Origin of the sequence: Ligilactobacillus apodemi DSM 16634 = JCM 16172 (assembly GCF_001434405.1) — a bacterium.
In the GTDB taxonomy this organism is placed as follows: Bacteria; Bacillota; Bacilli; order Lactobacillales; family Lactobacillaceae; genus Ligilactobacillus; species Ligilactobacillus apodemi.
Map to the genome: position 1 here is coordinate 1 of NZ_AZFT01000021.1, position 338 is coordinate 338.

The following is a 338-nucleotide window of genomic DNA, read 5'->3' on the forward strand; positions in this document are numbered from 1 at the left end:
CTATGTGCTTCACTGGCAGCGGAACTTGCGGTTGACGCATATTCACTCGTCTTCACGCTTGAGGAGTTGGCTTCGTTGGCTGATTTGTCAGCGTCTTCTTGGTCTGCTGCTTTTTGCGCGTCTTCTTTTGCTTGGTTTACATCAGCTAAAGCATCGTTTGCTTGGTCGGATAAGTTTGCAGCTTCTTCGGCTGCGCTCTTAGCGATCTCGTCGTTCTTGATTGCTTCACTGGCTGCTGAGCTAGCTGTACTTTCAGCTTCACTTGCCACTGTGGCAGCAGAACTTGCTACGCTTGCAGCGCTAGAAGCTTTGTCCTTATCGCCTGCTTGAGCGTAACT

Annotated in this window: 1 pseudogene; it reads right to left on the reverse strand. The window is 50.3% G+C overall.

What is annotated here, in order from left to right:
- Positions 1 to 338, reverse strand: a pseudogene (locus tag FC32_RS10675) (hypothetical protein); the annotation flags it as partial.